Origin of the sequence: Sutcliffiella horikoshii (assembly GCF_020524325.1) — a bacterium.
GTDB classification, from domain to species: domain Bacteria; phylum Bacillota; class Bacilli; order Bacillales; family Bacillaceae_I; genus Sutcliffiella_A; species Sutcliffiella_A horikoshii_D.
This window is the reverse complement of the sequence record NZ_JAIVKY010000005.1, coordinates 87,257-103,251: the sequence shown is the minus strand read 5'-3', so window position 1 is coordinate 103,251 and position 15,995 is coordinate 87,257. Positions and strand designations below refer to the sequence as shown.

Here is a 15,995-nt window from a genome sequence, read left to right as displayed (position 1 = left end):
AGTATGCCAAGACTGGTAGGTTGTTTATAAAGGGCTGCCTACTTCCCCATTAGCATGGATTGAAAAAAACCGTCCAATATCTGGACACTTCTTCGTTTACACTGTATATGGTGAATGAGAATGTACAAACTAACTACAAGTCGACCTAGAAGGTGATTAATATGTTCGTACAACTTGTAATGTGGTCATTTTTAATACTGCCTTGGCTTTTGCTGATTCCACTGAATAAATCTAAAGTTAAACGTTATTTTCCAGGTGGTTTATTTGGGGCGTTAGTGTTAACTTTTGTCTTTCAAATAGCAGAAAAATTTGATTGGTGGGAGATCAAACAGAATATTATCCTTTTAGATAACATTACACCATTTGTTTATGGTGTCTTTTTGGTTGGTACTGTTATCATCCTATACTTTACATATGAACGATTTATTGTGTTCTTTGTAACCAACCTCATTGTGGACAGCTTTCTTTCCTTTGGATTAAGTAAATGGTATGAATACCTTGGTATTTATGAGCTTGTAAAAATGAATGAGTTTGGTGTACTGTTTCTCACTACCATTATTGCTCTCCTCATTTACCTTTTTCAAAAGTGGCAGGATGGCGTTATGATTAAAGAGGAGTTTTCTTGAAAGAATTGTTAAGTAATTTAGAAAATGTTGTTGGCAGTTTTAAAACATTTATGCAAATGTCCGAAGTTTTTCCAAAGTTGACCGAACATCTACTTACAAACAGAAAAAGTTGACCGAACTACTAATGTAAGTTGTCCGAAACCCTCCATTTTTCCATCATATATTGTCCGAAGGAGCGACAAATGTGTCCGAACAAAAAAATCACAATAAAATTTCGCCTTTTCCCTTCAAAACTACAGCTTTATTTCATCAATTACCACAAGAAACAACAACAACGACCTTACAAGAAAATAGGTTTCCAAAGAAAAAAGGCGAATTCCTTAAAGAATAAAGAATCCGCCTTTTACTCATTCACTCCTAATTCATCTGGTACTTCCTCAATTTATCATATAAGCTCGATCTGCTAATTCCGAGCATCTTAGCCGCTTTTGCTTTATTGCCTTTTGTTTTTGTCAAAGCTGTTTCAATTGCAAGACGCTCTGCATTCTCGACCATCGACTCTTCATGCGTTACCGCCGTTTCATCAACTAACACCTGTGCATTTCCGAGCATATAGTCAGGTAGATCCTCCACCTTAATTTTCCCATGTTCTGCAAATGTCATCGCCCGCTCCATCACATTTCGAAGTTCCCTGACATTTCCTGGCCAATGATAGGACATGAGTATTTGTTTTGCCCGTGGCTCAAAGCCGGTAATACTTGTCCCAATAACGCGGTTAAGTTCGCTCATTATTTTTTCCGAAAGAATTTGTATGTCCATCATTCTTTCACGAAGTGGCGGAATGAATAAAGAAATGACATTCAATCGGTAGTAAAGGTCTTCACGGAATGTCCCTTCTTTCACCATTTCTTCCAAGTTGCGATTGGTAGCTGCGATTATTCTTACATCCACTTGAATTCTTTTCGTACCGCCCACTCGATAGAATTCCCTTTCTTGTAACACCCTTAAAAGCTTGGCCTGAAGGTTCAAAGACATGTCCCCTATTTCATCTAAAAATAACGATCCTCCATTCGCTAAGTCGAACTTTCCGATTTTTCCTCGTGATCTGGCCCCTGTAAAAGCACCATCCTCATAGCCGAAAAACTCTGATTCTAACAGGTCTTCTGGTATTGCCGCACAATTCACTACAACAAACTTCCCATCTTTCCTAGCAGAACTGTTATGAGCGGCATGTGCAAAAAGTTCCTTACCAGTCCCGCTTTCCCCTCGGATTAATATGGTAGAACGGCCTTTTGCAGCTTTTGCAGCACTCTTTTTTATTTTTTCCATCACTGGATGTTCGGTTATGATATGATCCCAAGTAAATCTTGCATTCTCAGATTTTTTCAGTTCAGTATGATAAAAGCATGCTTTGTTTTCGGCCTTTTGAAGTCTTTTGAAAAGTTCATTGACTTCATTCAACTGTCTATACATTATTTTCACAATCGCTCCGACGACCCGACCTTCTTGTATGACGGGAATTCGGTGGATAATATACTTGATTCCATTTATCTCATGGAAATCACTAATATCCGCCTCTTCCGATTCATAAATCTTTGAAATTTGAAAATGCGGAAATACTTGATTCGTTTTTTTATGTAAAACATCTTGATAATCCATGTTGAACAATTCCAACAGGGAGGGGCTAACCATTTGAATGGTTTGTGTTTCATCTGCCAACAATATCCCATCATACGCATGATCCATTGCTGTCTGCAGCGATTGTTTTAAATTTAATGTTCTAGTTACATCGAGAAGGCCCATCACCATATCCGCTTTGGTAAATAAACCAATGACTCTGTTTTCAACATCGACAACGACACCTGTTCCGACTGAACTGTTTCGAACAATTTCCTCCAATTCTTTAAATGGGGTATCTTCCTTTAATGAATAAACATCTCTTTTGACAAAATCCTTAATTGGAGTGGTGAGTGACTTTTCCTGTTTAACCATTTGAAATAATCTGCTTCGCGTAAAAACACCAATTAATTTTTGATCTTCATCCACTACAGGTAAGAGACCATATTTCTCTTCTTTCATAATATTTAATGCTTCTGCGAGTATTGTATTTTCTTTTATTTGATATGGAATTGGCGTTATCATTTCTTTTAATGAAATCACTGAATTTCCACCTTCTTGTCACAATGTATCTCTATTGTAGCTTAGTTTACTATTTTTTAGAATATTTTATCTATTTAATAGTTATATCCGCTGAACTCCGTTGCATGCGCTTCGCTTTCCATGGGCGGTCCGGGAGCCTCCTCAGGCTTCGCCTTCCGGGGTCTCCCCTGTCCCTTCCTCCCATAGGAGTCTGCGCGCCTTCCACTACGTTCAGCTATGCTACTAATACAGATAGGTCGACATTAAGACAAAATACCCCCTCTCATTGGAGAGGGGGGCAGGTTATTCTTTTCCTTTTGCCATTCTTGGTAGGATTATTGCCAGTAATAGTATTAATGCTATGGCCAGGAATCCGTATAGAAGAATAGTGATGCTATTGGTTTTGGACGAGTTTTCGGAGGCAACCACCGCTTGATACCTTGAGTTGTCTTTTTCTATAAACAGTTTCAACTCTTGTGAGGTAGCTTGAATGGTGGTGGACTTTTTTTCACCAGTCATAAATAAAGTTCCGATAAAGTCCTCTTCCGCTTTCTTTTCTCGTTTCTTAAATGTGAGTAGCTTTTGTTCTTCTGGAACAGATTCTTTTCGTTCATTAAGGTTATTTTCACGTAGGAAATTGGTATTTTCTTTAAAATCCTCTTTCTCGTAGCTGTTCGGCTCGAGAGATTCTATATCAGAATCAGCCGATGTTACTGTTCCGTTTAACGGCAGTAAAGCAACCAAAACGTATAGAGCTAGTAAAAATAAAACAACCTTAGCCTTCATATGCTTCATCTTCATTCTTTTTATCGTTACTATTCTTAAATAGTTTTACCATTTGCGGCAAAACAAGAAGCAACAAGAGAATGACAATCAAGGCGATAACTGCTGTCATAAAGAGGGAGCTTGAGCCATATTGGATGGACATATAAACACGTGACATCGGGTCTTCGTAATTTATGTTTGGTGCTGTTAGTGTAAGGAATGGGCTGATGAAGAAAATAACCAGTCCGACACTTGCAATCCACCCGACTAATTTGCCCATGCTGAATCCTGCAAGTACAACCGCTGAAGCAACAGTAAGTAAAAGAATAGTAAATATGGACCACTGTATCGCACGATCTTCAGCCAATGGGTATATGTTTAACCCATACAAACTGATGATCAATCCAACAATGATATTTAACAAAATAAACATGGAGCCTTGCACGAGCATTGGCGCACTGTTGAAATAGTGGCTGAAATATCCGATTAATAAACTGCTAATCAAGATAATCGCAAGTACTACCACAGGAGGAATTCTATTATCCTCCGTACCGCTTGCACCATCTCCGCTAATTTGCAATGGATTGGAAAGATGCTCATAGACAGGGCCATTCTTCTGTCCGTCTACATAAGCATTTCTTAGGACATTAAAGATATCATCTCTATACATTCTAGTTGTATCTATGTTTTCTGCCCATTTGGCATTGAGTGTATCCGCATCATTTTGTACATTCTCTACATTTGTTTGCAGTTGCGTGGTATAAGAGACAATGTTTGACTGACTTTCCCCTACGGAAGTGACTAGTTCGTTCAGAGTCAATAGTTCTTGGCTAATGGTCTGCTGTCTTGATACTACCGTATTGCCATCATTGCCGTTAGTTGGAGTCGGTTCGTTATTTGCAAATAATTGAACCTGCTCCATCACATTGTTTGCACTTTCTTCAAGGGAAGAGATGTCATTCATGATTGCTGTTTGCTGCTCTTCAATATTTGCTCTGTATTCTTTCATGAAGACGGAGAAATTATCTTGTAGTGCCTGCATCTGTTCCATAGTAGATGGCAGAGCAGCTGCAATATTGTTCCATCCTTCTTCTTCTGGGTCGGACACATCCAAAATGGTTTGGATATCTTCAAGGAGCGCTTCCACATCTTCATTGACATCCCGGTTCAACGTTTGTTCGTATTGAACAAGAGAAGCATGATAATTTAATAAATCTTTGGTGTTATTATTTTTGATTTCCGGTTTAAAAATGGTATCTAATCGTGTTTTTACTTCTTCACTCTCAATCTGATCGAGAATTCCTTGTTCTTGCTTTTCAATTTCATTGATAACTGTCTGAAGATTGTTAGATAAGGATTCCTTGTCCCCTTCTAAGGACTCAATAACTTCTTCCAACTCGGAAATCTGTTCCAGATATCCCACTATTTCTTCTTCTAATGCTTGCTTTTCTGCTTCTAACTGTTCAATTATTTTCAATAATGGGTTTTCTTCTTCTACACCTTTAAGGCTTTCTTCTACTGCTGATATCCTTGTGGATAAACTTTCTAAAGGACTTAGAACAGTCATTACTTCTTCTGGAACTAGTTCTCGCAGGTTATTAACATTTGTTTTGATAGAATTAATATCGGTAGCTATAGCATTTAATTCCTTTATTTCATTCTCAAAACTTCTGTTTTCTGGAACCTCTACCTCCGATTCATCATCCTTCACTTCATTCTTAGACGAAGTTGTTACAGGAGGTTTTGGATCTTCCGGTTTTCCAGGTTCTTTTTCGCCCTCTTTTTCAAGCTCTCCTTTAAGGTTCTCTATTGTTTCTTCTAATTTAGTAAGGTCCGCATTCTTTTGTGAGATGGCAATCTGTTCTTGCTGTGCAAAAAATGCTTCCATATCACCTGTTTGCCTGCCTACTTCGGCCTTCCTTAATTCGGAAAGCTCAGCAAGTGCGGTATTGTTTCTCTCCATGCTGCTATTAATAGTCTCCAACCCGTTATTTATCTCTGTTCCTTCTTGAGATAAATAATCTTGCACTTGAGAATATCGGGAAGGCTGAGTGGATGCTAAGAGCTGAATACTTCCCATGCTCTCATCCTGGAGTTCTTGAAGCACCAGTTGCTGGCTATCTTGGTATTCTTTAAACTCTTCTACAAATTGTACAAAAGACGTTAAGTTGTCCTCAAACTGTTGAACCGTGCTTTCCCTCCCAGGTGCATCTTGACTAACAGTTGCAACAGTTGATTGAAGGTTTTCTAGCATCGAACGCTGTCTTTCAATTTCAGATGCTAGATTTAAGGAAGTAGGTTTATAGAATGCTAACATGGCATTTTGAAAATCTATTTCCTTTTGCAAAATTGTATCAAAATGAGCTCGGACGTTTTCTAAGTCCTGGGATACATAGGTCCAGTAAAGAGTAGAAATTCTGCTGTTTACTTTACTTGTCGCTTTTTCAATTTCCCGTAAAACTTTTTCTCTGTCAATGACATTCAATTGGTCTTGAACATTGTATTCAAAGTTCGCCTTTACCGGCTGATTACTTTCATAGGTCATGATGTTGGTTGAAAAATTGGAAGGGATATAAACAACTGCATCATATTTGGAATCTTTCAGGCCATTTACTGCCGCACTCCGACCGATTACCGTCCATTCATATCTGGAGTCCTCCTCAAAAATAGAGGAGATCTCCTTTCCAAACTCAAGGGCTTTATCATCCTTTTCCATTCCAGTGTCTTCATTTACTACTGCAATAACTCTTGAAGCCGTTCTTTCTACTTCCATTGGGTTCTCCCCGACAGATCCAAAGAATAATGCAGGTGTCACTAGGATTAGGAGAATAACCAACACCATTTTTATTAGATAGGTGGTTTTTCCCGTCATGTAAATACCTTCCTTTCCGTAGTGCAAAGCGGAATCTGAATTTTCATTTCCTTCCCGTTGATTACATAATAACCATATCCAGGATGAATTTCGTCTTCGTTTCTCTCATATGGCAGAGTGAAAATATTCTGCTCTGACTTTTTCATTAACACTAGTGCTTGTCGAATCTGCTTTACTTCCATCGTAAGTGTGTCATAACCTTTTGACAGATCATTGTTACTGCCTGAGGCAACAATATTAAATCCTAGGTGGCTATAATTTTTAATCAGCCTTGCAAACTTGTCTTGCAGCATCGGGTCGAGTGTCTGAATAAACCTTGCATAGCCGTCTATAACAAGGAAAATTGGTGGGTAATCCATGGATGTGTCCCCAAATTGAACTTTCTTAAGATAGTCACTTTCTCTAGCAAACAACTTCTGCTCTACTTCTTCCACCCATTTTGCAATTTGCTCTTTTGTTTCTAAGTAGGTGACATTGTCTTCTTCCGTATAATTGGATAGGCTTCTGTCAAAGGAATCAAAGAGTCCAATAGATTCAGCACCTTGATCTAGCGCCGTATTCAATATCACTTTCATGACATTTGTCTTGCCTTTTTGTGCTTGTCCTACGACCATGCAATGCTTATATTTTTCAAAATTGATAAATACAGGTTGGACAAATTCTTCATCCAGTCCAATAGGAACAAGGCCTTTTTTAAGCTTACCTTCTGTATATTTTGCAAAATTGATGACATTAAGATCTGAAGGGAGCATTGGAACTGCTTGCGGTTCCTTGTGATCTCGATACTTTTCTTTAATAGATGCGATATCACTTCGAATGGAATCTAGTATTTCAAAATCATCTTTTCCTTCGCCAGGCAGGAAGACTTGCGAGAAGAACGCTTCATCCTTCTTTATTATGGCTCTACCTGGAATTGGTTCAGGATTATACGGTACCCTCCCTAAAATAGTGAAAGCTTCACTATTATCCATCAGATAGTGTACTATTTTAGTTTTCAAATTGTTCATCAATGATTGTCTGATAGAGTTGACCCTTGTGGCAGTGAATATCATATAGATTCCCAGTGACTGACCATCTCGGACAAACTGGTTGATTTGCATTTCAAGATCTTGCATTTCCTCTTTGATAAGATCAAAATTATCGATCGTCATAAATATGATAGGTAATTTTTCTTCACTCAGAGAATTGAACATCTTGATAGAACTTACTTCTTGCTGTTGGAACAGGTTCTTACGTCTAGCCATTTCATCCTTCAAGATACGCATGAACTTCTCAATCTTCCGTTCCTCATCCATCAAGAAGAAATCTGCCGTATGTGGAAGCTGACGCATTGGCAGCAAGGTTCCATTCCCAAAATCAAAGATATAATAGTGCAACTCTTCTGGTGTATACTTTTCTGCCATGCTTAGCAACAGCATCAGTATGGTATGGGACTTACCATAACCAGATGAACCGAATATCCCGATATTGCCATCTTCCACAAGTTCATATTCATAAACCCTTTGCGATTGTTTCTCAGGCTCATCCATCAATGCAAGCGGAATGAAACCTTGCTCTTCTGCAACATACTTTTTGCGTGAAAGTCTTCCTTCTAAAGGAGGGAGCCATGGGCTGTTAAGTTGTTTAATACCCATATGTTGCTGTACGGAATGGATCTCTTCCACCACTGCGCCTATCTCCGTTTGTGCACTTTTCTTTTTCTTTTTAGATGTTGATACATCTGACAATGGAACAAGCCCGAGGTCGGTAACAAAAGCCACCTCATCCTCAGATTCAGATGTATCTTCAAGATAAGGTGCCCCACTCCAAGCTGATTGGAATAATTCATAAACTTCATTATTCCCTACCTGGAGATAACCCCGGCCTGTAACGGTAATGGATGCTGCATCTCCATTTTTTAAAATCTCTCTACTGTCATCTGCATCCTGGACTTTTAATGCCACTTTAAAGCGGGCGTTACTCCAAATCTGTTCATCAATGACTCCGCCAGGTTTCTGGGTCGCAAGAATTAAGTGGACACCTAAACTTCTTCCTATACGTGCCGCACTAACCAATTCGCGGATGAACTCCGGTTCTTCTGCTTTCAATTCTGCAAATTCATCGGAAATAAGGAATAAATGCGGCAGCGGTTCTCCCGCTTTATTTTGTTTATAAAGATCGGTATAAGCATTAATATGATTGACTTTGTATTGGTCAAACAATCGCTGACGCCTTTTCAACTCACTTTTGATCGAAGCAAGCGCCCTCGCACTGAAGTTTTTGCTTCCTTCTATATTAGTAATAACTCCTAATAAATGAGGCATGTTTTCAAAAGGCTGAGCCATTCCCCCACCTTTGTAATCAATAAGAAGAAACGCAACTTCATGCGGGTGGTAGTGAATAGCAAGTGATAGAATATAAGTCTGCAAAAATTCACTTTTCCCAGATCCGGTTGTACCTGCCAAAAGACCATGTGGACCATGTGCTTTTTCGTGTAAATTCAGTACGGAAATGTCCTCTTTACCCTTTAACCCGATAGGAACTGCCAAGGATTTAGAAGATTCTCTTGTAACCCAGTTTTCTTGTATCGGTAGCATTCCGACGTCTTTTACTTTCATCATTTCTAAAAAAGAAATACTGTTTGGGATGGAATTTGTCATACCCACCTGATGATCAAGGGTTCTAAGCATTCTCGAGAAGTCTTCGTTTCCTTCTCTTTTGTGCGAATCCAGTCTAAAGGGAATGGAAACTGCTTTTTTCTCTTGGATTAGAATGTCTCCCTCTTGGGTATTGATATACCTCACAAGGGTTTCAATATTATCAGACAAACTCTCTTTAGAATCCGCTGCAAAAATGACCGAAATGCCGAGGTCTTTATGGTCTCCCTCTAAATATTCAAGGATGACATGATCGGCTATCAACTGCTGTTCTGTAATAATAAAGACGATATGAGGAGAATAAATTACCTTTTCTTTTTCTTCCATCAAGTCTCTTTCTCTGAGCATTTCATAAATGGAAGAAAGCAATTGATCTCTTGTCTGGTCATTATAGATGAGACCCTTAGCAAATGATTGCGGGATCTGGAAATGTGGAAGCCACTTCACCCATTCCCATTGTTCATACTCTTTTTCATTAAAAATGAATACAAATCTAAGGTCATGGTAGCTATGAAAAAAGGAAAGCTGACCGATGATTTGATGAATTTCGTTTTTCATGACGGATTCTTTACCTATTAATCCGATTGCACCTTTGGATAAATCCGCTACAACCGGAACATGGTCGATTTCCCTATATACTTTTTCCAAGTGCTGTGACTGCTCAAGAAGATCATCAATCTCTCTATTGGCCATATCACCGGAATTGATGGATATTTCATAACTGGAAGGGACTTTTCCACGTCCTAAGCGGAATTGTAAAAAGTCGTGGCTTTCTAGTGATCTTTCCCAAATCCGGTCGGAAACTTGTCCTGTAAGGTATTTCATCCTCTCAAAAGAAGGGAAATGAAATGTGAGTACATTCGTCTGTTTGTCCGCTAATTCTTGCAGCTCTCTTCGCTTATTTTCAAGGTAAAGGGAATAAACTCTTCTTCTGCGCTCTTCACTTCTTTTACGATTTGCTTTTTCTTTAAAAAATTGTACCGTTGATGTAATAAGTGTGGTCATAAACATAACCATGGAAATAATGATGAAAATTCCTCTCGGTGCAACGAGCGCTACCACTCCCATGACAATTAACATAATAAGAGGAGGCATGATAATTAGCCAAAGCCCCTTATTATTATCATCCGATTCCTGTGTAGGAAATTGCAGAGATACTTTTTCAGCAGGTAGCTCATAAACCATCCGTGGTGTTCTACGATAGCTTGGATACTTCTTCTTCATTTCTGACTGAGGTAGTTGTATGTCAGAGAGGTCTGTTACATACTCCGTATGACTTGCAACCTCTAAGATATCCTCTTCTACCAATCTGATTTCCATAAAGGACCAAAGCAACAAATCTCCAACTTCAAGGACCGTTCCTTTTTGGAGTTTATGGCCATTCATGTAACAATTTTCATCACAAATATTTACGACCCATTTTCTAGAGAAGTTTCTGGTAAAGGTAATCGTTTCCCTTTTTTTATCATCTTTCATGGAAAAAGATACTTGTTCTCTGCTTCCTGTGTAATAGGTTTGGGAATGCGAAGGACGGGGAGTAAGTACCATCTTTAATTCATTCCCTTTGTCTTTCCATTCTAATGGTTTGGTGTATGTGCCGCTTCCTATTATCCCGGTTTGTTGTTTGACTGTGAATTTGTCATTTTGAATATCGACAAGCAAAGAACCATCTGTAAATGGGAAATTACGGACAGTAAGCTGGTCCTCTACTTCAGAACTTACAGTAATCGTACCAGTCTCTAAAGATATCTTTTGATAGTTGTTTTCATAGAACAACCAGAAATTATTCATACACTCACCTCATTTCAACCTTACAGTTAATTTGATTGCTCATCTTGCTCTTCTTCTAAAGCTTCAATTGCCTCTGCATACTCATCGATCTCATCTTGAACTTCTTCTAGTTGATTTTGTTTCTCTTCACCTGAAAGGTCGTCCTGTGCTCGGATTTGTTCTTTATACTTTAATAAGGCATAAAGAATAATCTCTGAATCCTCTAATGACCTTGCGATATCAAGCGCCTCTTGTGCTTCGCCGCGACCAATGTGGATCCAATACTGATAGTACTGTGGATCAGATTGCAGAGTTATTCTATTCTGTAAGGCATCTTTTTGGACTTCATTTAAAGATTCATTAATAATATAGGAAGTTGCCAATTTATATTGCACCACTCTTGGCATCTCTTTCGCTTCATAACCATTCAACGTAGTAACCACTTGACTGTATTCACTTTTTAGAAAATGTTCGGAGCTCTGTACATATGCGGCCTGTTTCGGTTGAACGAAAAGAAAGGAATATATCGCTAATACAAGTGCTGGTAACAAAAGTACAGAGAGACTGATGGTGACATATTTGGTGATTTTCCATCGCTTTTCTGGAAGTCGGATAAAGTGTTTTTCTTTCTCTTCCAACCCTTTTATCCCATTGCGAATAAACGTCAATAGTTCCTCTTCATCCTTGGCATTCATAATAGATTTGGCAGTAGATGATAGTTCTAATGTTTGATATAGTTTGAGATACTCTTTGAAGGTGTGTTTCCCGTCAATGGCAGCAGCAATGACCGCTTTCGTTTCCTGCCATAGCTTTTCTGTCTCTTTTTCATAGGGTGGTAGACTTTCCATCACGCCATAGTGAAAAAAATATGGGGTCAAACTTTCATCCACCACCATATTCTCGGGACATATAAGAAGATGTAATCTTGAAAGAGAGTGAGTCCTAACACTCTTAATTAATTGAGAGGCAAAAATCCATCTGCTTTTCTCATCTTTTCTTTTCATTTTAGCGAAAGATGAAAAGGCCGGAGGGGGATGATAGATAAGTGTTAACTCGTCTTCTGTTTCTTTAATTTTTTTATGTATGGCTGGATTTATTTCTTGAAGCATCCGAATTTCAGCAGCTTCTTCCAATTTTATTTTCTCTTTTTGAAAGACAAGCTTAATCGTTTCACCTTCTTTGGAAAGTGTAGCCCCTATTTCTTCTTCCAGATATGTTCGACTTTGATCTGCCATGATAGATTGCTCCTTTATAAAATTTCCAGACGGTCACCAGACGTTATGCCGTGGTCTACAAGCTTGTCTGAACCTGATAGTATCAAGTGTTTGTTCACAACCTTTACCCAATCCCCATCCCTTGGAGGTGATGCGGGGGAAGCGGCCTGCCAAACGATATCGACTACTTTTTTTACTGTATGGTAATTAGAGAGTCGAAGGTCAAAAGAATCCTTTTGATAGTTTTTTAGATCGATGGTTATTTCTATGTACAATGTTTTTCACCTCATAAAAGAAGGAACGCATCCCACTGTTAAAGAATGGCGCTCCTTCTTTCTTTTTGGCTGCCCTTTAAGAGGGAGCTATTTCTATAAGAACAAAATTACCCGCGGATCTGGCTTGCAATTTGAGTATCAGCATCTTCAAGGGCTCTAGCTGTGTTACTAAGCTGAACGGAGATATCCTCAAGTAGTTGTTGCATTTGAATGATAGAAGGTTTCAAAGACTGATATTGATCACTGAATGCTCGGCTTGATTCACCTTCCCAAACACTTTCAAGCTCACGAATCATGTTGTCCAAACGGTTGATTTGATCTCCAACCTGACTGCTTTCACTTCTGTAACGTGTGGACATTCCAACTAACTCTGCAGGGGTAACGCGAATAATTCCTGACATTTAACATCTCTCCATTTCTTTAGTAAGTTACTTTTATTGTAAAAAATACACAACTAAGAGGTCAATTCTCAAATAGGAATTATAGGAAAATGAGTAATATATACCCACTAATACCCATGCTTCTAGAATATGAAACCTCAAAATATAGTATTTTTTTCACAAATTGATATTTTTCTAGGTATTTCGACTATATCAACTAATGGTTTCATTGACCTCTTCATAGAAGATTGTCAACTCTTGCCTGTTCATCTCATCCACATGTTCGTGGTATTTGTTGGAAAGGGTTGTCATCAGTCTTGACTGATCATTGGTGATAATCGTAAACAGCCGGTGATTCTTATTAAATTCCAGTAATGATTGTTCAATAACTTTACCTTTACTCAGTTCGAGCTCCGCGTTGATGATACTTGCCAACTCATTACTGATCTCACGGACTTTTCCAAGCTCCGCATTAAAAATAAGATGCTTAAATCGTAAATCTTCATATGGTGCAAAAACATACGAAGTTTTATACTGTCCTATTCTTACCACCCCCTTTACCGTAATTCAAACAACTTCGAAATATTTTGATCTTCTTCAAATAGGTCTTCAATTGACTTTCTCACCCTGCTAATCATGGCCTTTGCTTTTTCAATTTCCTCTCTAAGGTAATGATACATACCTTCAAAAGAATCTTGAAACATAGGATCTAGCGGTCTGATAAACTCATGAACATTAATCTTGGTAACTTTTACATCACTACTTGAAACCGGAAGAAGATGAGTGTAATTCCTCGGATTTGCTTCCATCTGGTGAATGGCATTCATCACCCGCTTCTTTCTGAATTCCAGATCATCAACGTATTCTGTGTAATACAGTCTCCTCCAAGCAGTGAGTGCCTCTTCTTTTTCCATGCATTTATCCAGACCAAGCTGATAAATCCTTACTGCAGAAGATAGGTTGACCTCAATGGTCCTTCCATCTGTAGCGTTTTTATAACGAATTAAATCAGATCCTTCGTAACGTCGTCCTTCTACTTGATTCAGTGAGTTTACTACATGCTCCATTCCATGTGCATGAGCAGCATCCCCAAACTCGCCAACAAAATCATTCGTGTCGTCTATGATCGCTTGGTAGTTGTTTTGTATCTTCCCGCTTTCCAGCTCTATGGTTTCCGAAAGCTCAATTAACGTCAAGATATTCTCATGTTGGGACAGATTATGGGTAAAGGAGCCTTTTACAAGGTTCTTTCCAATATCTAAAGCAGCACTGCCAATTGCTTGAATCATACGCTGTATGCTACCGAGCATTTCCTCTACATGAACCTGAATCAGCTTTAACAGGTCCTCACTGATCTCTCCAACCAAGGCAAGTAAGGAAGGAAGAACTTTTGTCAAATCTTCCAACTTAGCTTTAATCTCCATCGCTCTTGAAATAAACTCTTGTTGATTTGAAAAGAAATCACTTGGAAATTCTTTAACTGGATACGCAAACGGCATATCCACTGTAAAGCTTCCAAATCCAATGACACCAATCGTCATCGGAACCGCTCCACGCTTCCACTTCGGCGGTTCAAATATTTTCTTCCAATCTTGTTTAATATCATCAATTAGAGTGAAGAGTTCCTGGTCGATACCGAACATGCTTCTGTTAAGGCCGTCTACTCCTGCTTTTTCATAGGCTGGGGCGTGTTTTGCGACGAATTGTTGGATGTTTTGCAAATTTTCATCTGATATTTTATTCATATATTTATTAATTCCACCTGTATGGTTGGAGGTATTAAGTACCGTTCTTGTCCCTAAATCAAGGAATCCTCTAAAACCAATGATGGAATATAAAAATTCCTCTTTAATAGTTAAGTGATGTATGTTTTGACCTTTTTCTCCATAATATTCTTCTCCAAAATTTTTAAGGCTTTCAGGATTAATATTATAAATTTCAGACATTTCATCTGTATTAAAATGATTATTGATTTGTTGTCTGAATTTGACATCTATCAATGCTAGTTGGTATACACTTGGTGGTGCATCATTTATTGTAAATACATCAACATAGGAAGCATTCATTAATTGTAGGGTTTGTATCAAATTTCCTCCAAGGGAGTGACCAATTCCCCTTTTCACTAAATCCATAGACGAAATATCATAACCTCTAGCCCTATAAGTTGATAATTCTTTTTCTACTAAACTGTTTATCTCATTAGTAACAACAAGATCGAAATCTCTAGCATCTACATATTGATTCTGTACTTTGCCTACAAAAATGCCAAAAAGGTTATATAACCAGTCATTAGGTCCCCCTAATCCATTATCTTCAAGCGGTTCGCTGCCTCTGGTAATTGTATAAGATTGATTGATTCCTACTTTTGGATCAAAAAAATGAATAACAGTCCCGTCAAAGCCAGAATCCAATTCTTCATTATCTATATAATCATCAGAATGATACAAAGTGATTTTCCCTGGAGGTTCATTACCTGTTTCTTCAATGTAAATCCTCCTGATATTCTCAACAGTTAATTGATCGTACTCTAATTGAGCAATTCTAGCTTTTAAGACTTCTGAAAACAAAATTTCTCCATCATTCATTTTAATCACCTTGATTCAAAATTAATCGAATCCAAAATTTTTGTTACTTTCTTTTTTACTACTTCGCTATTAGCCTCACAAGCCTTCTCTTTGTCACTACATGATATACTTGCGATGAAACTTGCACCCTTACTTTCATTATTAGCCTTAATATATGCGAAGTATTGATAGCTTTTATTACCATCATCAAAATCGTATATTGATTCCCCATAATAATATGATTTATCATTTTTGCTGTACTCTTCATATTCTCCATCATAGCTAACATATGATGACAATAATTCTTTGTTTAATTCTATATTGTTAGTTCTCTCTCTACTTTCATAAATAACTTTATAAAAAGAGGAAATATTCTCCTCTTCTTTTTCAAGAAAACTTACGGACTCAAATCCATTTTTATTCCTTTCGTAACTTTCCCCTTCTATTTTACCGTTGACAGGAAAAAGCATCGTGTAGCCTTTAGTTGCAGATTCATAAAGGTAATATCCATCTTCTGTTTCAGTATCATTATTCAAAAAACTTTTAGTAAAATCATCGCTTAAAGCTAAAGTGTCACTTCCACCATTCTTATCAGAGCCATTTCCATCGATTTCTGTATTCATCCCACAACCCCCTAAAAAAAGTACCGAACTTATCAATCCTAGAAGCATTGATTTCTTCATAGCCCTTCCCCCTAGGCAACGCCATCGAAGTGGCATAATATGTATTTTCTAAAAGACTTATTCCCTATACGTTATACAAATAATCCCTTTTAACAAAAAATAATATAAAATTTAGCAAAAATTTTTCCAGT

Annotated in this window: 12 protein-coding genes; 2 read left to right on the top strand and 10 right to left on the bottom strand. The window is 38.0% G+C overall.

All coding sequences use genetic code 11. The features are described from left to right. Positions 1-161: 161 nt before the first annotated feature. Complete coding sequence (locus LC091_RS05355; protein WP_226681321.1) at positions 162-626, top strand: hypothetical protein; 465 nt, start codon at positions 162-164, stop codon at positions 624-626. A gap of 184 nt (positions 627-810) precedes the next feature. Next, the gene (locus LC091_RS05350; RefSeq protein WP_226680887.1) at positions 811-957 is read left to right on the top strand and encodes a hypothetical protein; all 147 of its coding nucleotides are present in this window, start codon (positions 811-813) and stop codon (positions 955-957) included. A gap of 26 nt (positions 958-983) precedes the next feature. Here the strand turns inward: LC091_RS05350 and LC091_RS05345 are convergent, their stop codons facing one another. The 10 genes from LC091_RS05345 to LC091_RS05300 all read right to left on the bottom strand — a co-directional run bounded on the left by LC091_RS05345 (position 984) and on the right by LC091_RS05300 (position 15,864). Further along, the gene (locus LC091_RS05345) at positions 984-2,726 is read right to left on the bottom strand and encodes a sigma 54-interacting transcriptional regulator (protein ID WP_226680884.1); all 1,743 of its coding nucleotides are present in this window, start codon (positions 2,724-2,726) and stop codon (positions 984-986) included. Between the two features lie 282 nt (positions 2,727-3,008). Continuing rightward, a complete protein-coding gene (essA, locus tag LC091_RS05340) occupies positions 3,009-3,500 on the bottom strand; it encodes a type VII secretion protein EssA (RefSeq protein WP_226680882.1) in 492 nt (163 codons plus the stop codon). After that, positions 3,481-6,342: a type VII secretion protein EsaA gene (gene esaA / locus LC091_RS05335; RefSeq protein WP_226680880.1), complete on the bottom strand. Its 2,862-nt coding sequence runs from the start codon at positions 6,340-6,342 to the stop codon at positions 3,481-3,483. Before esaA ends, essA begins: the two co-directional genes overlap by 20 nt. After that, the gene (gene essC, locus LC091_RS05330; protein WP_226680878.1) at positions 6,339-10,769 is read right to left on the bottom strand and encodes a type VII secretion protein EssC; all 4,431 of its coding nucleotides are present in this window, start codon (positions 10,767-10,769) and stop codon (positions 6,339-6,341) included. The genes esaA and essC overlap by 4 nt, the downstream gene beginning before the upstream one ends. Before the next feature lie 26 nt (positions 10,770-10,795). Further along, entirely contained in the window at positions 10,796-11,983 is a 1,188-nt protein-coding gene (essB, locus tag LC091_RS05325; RefSeq protein WP_226680876.1) for a type VII secretion protein EssB, read from the bottom strand. Between the two features lie 14 nt (positions 11,984-11,997). Next, complete coding sequence (locus tag LC091_RS05320) at positions 11,998-12,237, bottom strand: EsaB/YukD family protein (protein WP_226680874.1); 240 nt, start codon at positions 12,235-12,237, stop codon at positions 11,998-12,000. Positions 12,238-12,344: 107 nt separating this feature from the next. Beyond that, a complete protein-coding gene (locus tag LC091_RS05315; RefSeq protein WP_010192515.1) occupies positions 12,345-12,638 on the bottom strand; it encodes a WXG100 family type VII secretion target in 294 nt (97 codons plus the stop codon). A gap of 192 nt (positions 12,639-12,830) precedes the next feature. Further along, the gene (locus LC091_RS05310; protein ID WP_226680873.1) at positions 12,831-13,169 is read right to left on the bottom strand and encodes a hypothetical protein; all 339 of its coding nucleotides are present in this window, start codon (positions 13,167-13,169) and stop codon (positions 12,831-12,833) included. 5 nt (positions 13,170-13,174) lie between these two features. Beyond that, positions 13,175-15,202, bottom strand: coding sequence for a DUF6792 domain-containing protein (locus LC091_RS05305; protein WP_226680871.1), 2,028 nt, complete (start codon positions 15,200-15,202; stop codon positions 13,175-13,177). 5 nt (positions 15,203-15,207) lie between these two features. Beyond that, on the bottom strand, positions 15,208-15,864 hold the full coding sequence (locus tag LC091_RS05300; RefSeq protein WP_226680870.1) for a hypothetical protein: 657 nt from the start codon (positions 15,862-15,864) through the stop codon (positions 15,208-15,210). Between the last annotated feature and the right edge of the window lie 131 nt (positions 15,865-15,995).

Coding starts and splice junctions, on each gene's coding strand:
- LC091_RS05305 (WP_226680871.1), bottom strand. CDS start 15,202: ATGAATGATGGAGAAATTTTGTTTTCAGAAGTCTTAAAAGCTAGAATT.
- esaA (WP_226680880.1), bottom strand. CDS start 6,342: ATGACGGGAAAAACCACCTATCTAATAAAAATGGTGTTGGTTATTCTC.
- LC091_RS05355 (WP_226681321.1), top strand. CDS start 162: ATGTTCGTACAACTTGTAATGTGGTCATTTTTAATACTGCCTTGGCTT.
- LC091_RS05300 (WP_226680870.1), bottom strand. CDS start 15,864: ATGAAGAAATCAATGCTTCTAGGATTGATAAGTTCGGTACTTTTTTTA.
- LC091_RS05315 (WP_010192515.1), bottom strand. CDS start 12,638: ATGTCAGGAATTATTCGCGTTACCCCTGCAGAGTTAGTTGGAATGTCC.
- essA (WP_226680882.1), bottom strand. CDS start 3,500: ATGAAGCATATGAAGGCTAAGGTTGTTTTATTTTTACTAGCTCTATAC.
- essC (WP_226680878.1), bottom strand. CDS start 10,769: ATGAATAATTTCTGGTTGTTCTATGAAAACAACTATCAAAAGATATCT.
- essB (WP_226680876.1), bottom strand. CDS start 11,983: ATGGCAGATCAAAGTCGAACATATCTGGAAGAAGAAATAGGGGCTACA.